At 50.9% G+C, this 6000-nt stretch carries 2 protein-coding genes; both read right to left on the bottom strand.

Annotated features, from left to right (window positions below; all coding sequences use genetic code 11):
* Window positions 1–154 precede the first annotated feature (154 nt).
* The gene (locus AC0QH1_RS11880; RefSeq protein WP_324631330.1) at window positions 155–2107 is read right to left on the bottom strand and encodes a CHASE2 domain-containing protein; all 1953 of its coding nucleotides are present in this window, start codon (window positions 2105–2107) and stop codon (window positions 155–157) included.
* Between the two features lie 345 nt (window positions 2108–2452).
* Window positions 2453–5206 carry a S8 family serine peptidase gene (locus AC0QH1_RS11875; RefSeq protein WP_324631328.1) on the bottom strand — a complete coding sequence of 918 codons (2754 nt, stop codon included), beginning with the start codon at window positions 5204–5206 and terminating at the stop codon, window positions 2453–2455.
* Between the last annotated feature and the right edge of the window lie 794 nt (window positions 5207–6000).

Here is a 6000-nt window from a genome sequence, read left to right as displayed (position 1 = left end):
GCTTGGTAGCCCCGTCTCTTTAGAGCGGGGCTACCAAGCGACCGAGTTTTTTTTCGTGTTTTCCCCTACCGTAATCTCAAATCTAGCCATTTGACAAGCTCTGCTTAGCAAAAGTTAACAAATTGTCAACGACCAATGACCAATGACAAACAACTTACTCAGATTGTGGATGGATAACGCGATAAACTTCTACGGTTTTCGATTTGCCTTTTAAGGGCAATGGTCCCCAGGGGTCTACTTTAACTCGATCCGGATCGAGATAGGCTAAGGTTTCCCCGGCGATTAAGATGCGACAAACATCGGGGTGGCAGTGTTTTTGGCAACTTTCTAGGCGGGATGCCGTATTGACCGTATCGCCAATTATTCCATATTCTAACCGATGTTTTCCGCCTAGGCTACCTACGGTGACTGGGCCGGTAAAAATTCCCACGCGCATCTGCACTAAGGGGTCTCCTTGCTGTTGCCATTTGCGGTTCAATTCTTGCAGTTTTTTGGCCATGCCCAGGGCACATTTGACGGCATTTTCGGCATCGGCGGCAATGGCTTCGCGATCGCTCCTGGGAATGGGGACGCCAAATGCAGCCATAATACCATCCCCGGTAAATTTATTCACAATTCCTTGATGACTTAACACTTCATCAGTCATGGCGCTGAGATAGGGATTTAACCACTTCATTAATTCTTCCGGGGATTTCTTTTCAGAAAAGGTGCTAAAATTCTTTAAGTCGGTGAATAACAGGGTGGCGGTGAGGGTTTGCCAGGGCAGCATTCCGGAGTCAATCAGGCGATCGCGCTCGTTCCACAAAGCACTGGCAATTTCCGGGGAAGTTTGCTGTCCGAGCAATTTCATCACCATTTGTTGCTGTTGCCAAGAGGTTTTTAGCTGGTACACCACGCCCAACGATCCGGTAAAAATAAAGGCAAAACCGGGAGCAGCTATGGGTATCCAACCGCCAAAGATAAAGAGGGAATAACCAATAGCCAGTAAGCCGATTAATGCGGCGATCGCGCCCAAAATCAAGAAGCCCGGATTCCGGATTTCCCAGACGATAATTGCCCCCAAAACCGACCAAATCACTATCCATAAAATCTCCAATTTTTCCGATACAAACCAGAATAAAGATTCTCCATCAAGTACCGCACTTAGGATTTGACTGACCATCTGGGCGTGAATCACCACCCCGGGCATTTGTTGTCCCCCTTGTGCTACACTGTAGGGAGTAAAAAACAAATCTTTCACGCTAGGGGCAGTTGCGCCAATTAACACGATTTTGCCCCGCACCCAGTCTGCCGGAAAATCGCCGTTGAGGACTTGAGTAAACGTTACTTGGTGCGCCGGATTTTCCGCTCGATAATCGAGCAAAATTTGATAGCCGCGAGCGTCGATTGTTTGATATCCCCCTGCATTGCCAGTGAGCTTGGGAAAAACCGTATTGCCTAACTGATATTCTTGGGCTTCGGTCAGTTTTGCTTGGAGGTTTTTATCTTTTAGATAAAGTAAAGCCAATTGTAGGGACAAAGAGGCATAAGTTTTGTTACTTTGGGAGGCAAAGAGTAAATTGCGGCGCACTTTGCCATCGGGGTCGGTGGGTACGTCGTTAAATCCCACTTGTGCTTCCGGGATACTGCTGGGGGCGGCGACCCGTTGTTTTTCTTCGTTCCCCAGGGTTTTCATAGCGATAACGTTCGGATTTTGCAACTGTGCCACCAGTCGGTCGTATCCCGGGGGGTTGGGACTATCTCGCACAATATCCAATCCGATCGCGGCGGGTTGATGGCGTTGCAGTTCTTGCAAGACTTGCGCGAAGGCTTCATCAGAGAGGGGCCAATCTCCCTGGGCGGCAATGTCGGCCTCACTTATCTCAACCACCAACAGGCGCGAATCCACACTGCGTGCCGGGCGCGATCGCATCATCCAGTCGAAGGCAGCCAGTTCAAAAAACTGCCACCCCCCCAAATACCTGACTCCCAAAACCAAGGCGGTGACTGCCACGCTGCAGGTTGCCCCCTTGCGAACCTCCCGGGCAACAGGCAAGCGCTTGCCCAGTCGATGGAGTCTCTGAGCAGCGGCACTTAAGTAAGGTTTAAAAAGTGAGTAACAAAACATAGATTTGACCTTAGCAGATAGTTGCTATTATATTTCGCGGCTCCTAAATTCTTCAACAATCGGCGATCGCGCCTCCCAGATCTATCCGATTGTTCCGAGTCCCCAAAACACGGGGGATTGAAATACCGCCGAGGCAGGCAATCGCCAGCCTAGGCGGAGGAATTATTCTTGATTGCGATTCCTCCGGACATAACATTAACTCTGCCCGTAGCAAAAACCACCCGATCCCACGGTTGCGAACGCCAGAGTCGTGACCCTTTCTCGAAAAAAGGCCACGACTCCTGGTCATTCCATCCCTGACGCTTTACCCTTCAGCAGGGAAGTAGCTGGAAAACATCCCTCGTTTTACTCTTCCCCCACTGCCAAAGTAATACCCTCGGGTTGTGCGGTTTCGATGAGGATTTGCTCCACTTGAGCCGGACTCAAATTGGGATTGGCTTGCAGCATCAGCGCCACCACCCCAGAGACATGGGGGGTTGCCATCGAGGTTCCCTCCTCGAACTGGTATTTCTGATTTGGAAAAGTAGACAAAACCTCAACTCCCGGCGCGACTACAAAATCCAAAGGAGAGGGACCTGCTGGGTTAGAGAAGGTGGCCAATTCCTTCTCGCGGTTCACGGCCCCGATCGCGATCGCCAAATCGTTGCGCGCCGCAAACGCTGGATCGTCGGGTCGGGTCGCACCATAGCTATCCCGTTCGTTTCCGGAGGCAATCACCGCCACAACCCCCCGTTCCCGGGCAAACGCGAGAGCTTCTTCATCTACCAGTGAAGGCGGATCGCCGGGATTGTTGCCAAGGCTCATTTGCAAGACTTGCGCCCCATTCTCCACCGCGTAGCGAATGGCATCGGGAAGCGGATCGAACTCCTCATCGGGATTAGACTTCGACTCACCAAGTGCCCGAATTGGCATAATCGTGGCATTGTAGGCCACTCCATTCATTTCAGTAGATTCACCGGTTACGATATCTACCCCATTGCGTTGCGCCGCAACCGTGCCTGCCACATGGGTACCGTGAGCGTCCTCGGGGCCGCCGCTCGGATCGCTATCGTTATCCACAAAGTCCCAGCCTCGTACATCATCCACGAACCCATTGCCATCATCATCGATGCCGTTGTTGGCAATTTCATTCGGGTTCACCCAGATATTATCTGCCAGATCCGGGTGCTTCCAGTCCACCCCATCGTCCAATACCGCTACCACCACGCCTTCGCCGGTAAACCCTCGGTTCCAGACTTCTGGGGCATTAATCAAGTTCAAGTCCCCGGTGTTGTTCCGCGTGGCGCTACTGGTAATCTCGGGAACCTCGGCTAAAGCCGATTCGCCGAGCGCTCGGGTGACGGCGGCGGCAGCATCCACTAACCCATAGCCAAACAGGGTGTTAAATTTCCCGGTGGTAGGCGTTGCGGAAAGGGTGAGATTGTAGTTGGTCTCGCCTTGGAACTGATTGACTCCGACAAAGTAGTTACCCGCCGACAATCCAACAAACGAAAGCGCTTCTGAATCGCTGCTATAGGTGCCAACTTCATTCACGATCGGAATCGCCTTTTCTGGCCCGGGGGCGCTGCTGAGAATCTCACCACTCTCCACTATACCATTGCTGTTGATATCCTGAATCAGATACAATTCAGCACCAGCCGTGAGGCCATCGAGATTGAGTTGGATATCGCTGGGAGTATCGAGACTGAAGCGGTAGGTATCTGCGGGATTTGCCGAACCTAACTCGCCCGTCACGCTTTGCGGCGTAGGGTTCACGCTACCAACCTCTGCCGCTTCTGAGAGGGGAAACTGAATCGGTGTGGTTTCCAGGGTCACGTTATAAGTGGTATCCCCCTCGAATTGCTCGACAATGATGTAATACTCGCCTGTAAATAGAGTTGGAATGAAGATCTCCTCGGACTGATTCCCTTCATTTTCGGAACTGGCGATAATTTCATCCAGAGATATGCTGCCATCGTCGTCGAGATCCGTAGCGATCGCCACATCCGCATCGGCGCTGAGTTCGTCGAGTACCAAGCGAAATCGATTCGGTACTAACATCGTAAAGCTGTAGATATCGGCGGGGTCAAAATCGCCCACCTGTTCCGGCGCTTCGATGCCTACATTTTCCAGAATCGAATTAATGGTAAAACTTCCCAGATTATCAAGGGATAATACCTCACTCGCCTCATTCAGATCGAATGCTTCGCTTAGGGTGTTGCCCACATTATCGGGGGGGACGTCGGGGCGCGGTGTGGCTGAGAGGTTCAGGTTGTAGGTGGTGTTGCCTTCAAACTGCTCGATCGCCACAAAGTAGGTCCCCGGACGCAACCCGCGCGCGATGGTTTCCGTGGCGGTTCCTTCTTCATCGGACCAATCCACGATATCTTCAACGTCGATTTCGCCATTGTCGTTGAGGTCTTGCAACAGCGTCACGTCTGCATCGGCGCTCAACTCGCCAAGTTCTAAGTTGAAGTCGCTGGGAGTGTTTAAGGTGAATCGGTAGAGTTGCTCTGGGTTGCGATCGTCGATCGCGCCAATAACTTCGGCGGTTCCCAGATTCCCTAACTCGATCGCCGCATTCAGATCGGCGGTGGGGTTGGCGATCCGTCCTTCTGCTTTGCCAAACAAAAAGTAATGGGCGATCGCGCTTAACTGTCCCTCATTGACTGCTCTGGCCACATCCGGGTTATTCGCCAAATAGAACGATCGCTCGAACAGCAAGCCGCGATCGCGTCCCTCTGCCAAACCGAATTCCACAAAGTGCTGATAGGGAGTTAGCTCGCTGCCTGCTACTGCTGCGGCTACGTCTGGATAGGTTTCCACGTAAAGCTCGGTAAAAAACTCGAAGATCGGATCGCGACCTTCTAATTGTCCGAAATTGACAAAGTGTTCGATCGCCGCGATCGCACCTTCTGCCACTGCCTCGGCCACATCCGGGTACTGTGCTAAATAATACGCCGTGTCAAACAAAGCGCTCGGATCCCGCCCTTCTCTTTGACCAAAGTTCAGGAAGTGTTCTAACCCACTGGCAAAAACCCCTGCGGCAACTGCCTCCGCCACGTCCGGGTTTTGGTTTAGATAATACCGTTCATCATACAACTTGCTGATGTCTAGCATTCGGCTGCTCTTTTTTGCTGGAAACTGATTGATTACTCAATCTTAAAGCATTTTCATGTTTCATTATATTAATTTATGTTAATTTTTTTTTGCTTTTGTCAATGTCAGAAAAAGCCAAGCTCGAAACAAGCTAACCGTAGATTTGCAAGCTTAACTCTTTGCGAACCCTCTATTTACAATCAATCCTTTTTTACCCTCTTTCCCCCTACCTCCTAGTGGATCGGATTTTTTACTTCATCCCGAAACCCAACTCTTTTGCTCCTCTTGCCCCCGGGAAACGCCGCTTTTCAATTGTCTTAACCCTAGCAAAATTATTGGAGCTTGACACGGATAACTTCATCGGTTAAAATAATTGCTTTTTCAAGTAAAGCAAGGGTGCAAATTATTTTGCACATTTATTGGGGGAGGGAGGCAAAGCCTCGTTAACTCGTTCCCAGGCGACCGCCTGGGAACGAGTTAACGAGTTAAAACGTGCTTGCTTATTTTGCATAAGTGCTTAACTTTTTCGCGGTCAGGCAAAGGGGGTGGCGAAAAACCGGGGGAAATTCGGTACGGGGAAGGAGCGCCAAGATGAGTCTCGGCGTTAGGGCGATCGCTAACTTATCTCACATGAGGCGCGATCGCCCTAACGCCCCCGATCGGTGCAGTCTCGGTCACGCAGAATGCAGGTGGGAAGCATCATTAGTAATTGGTAATTGGTCATTGATAATTGGTTAGTGGTAATTAGTTATTGGTACTCCTACAAATGACAAACCCCAAATGACAAAGGACCAATGACCAATGACCAACCACCG

The sequence above is a fragment of the Phormidium sp. CCY1219 genome (assembly GCF_055795085.1).
The sequence above is the reverse complement of the archived record's forward strand: the minus strand, read 5'-3'. Positions and strand labels throughout refer to the sequence as shown.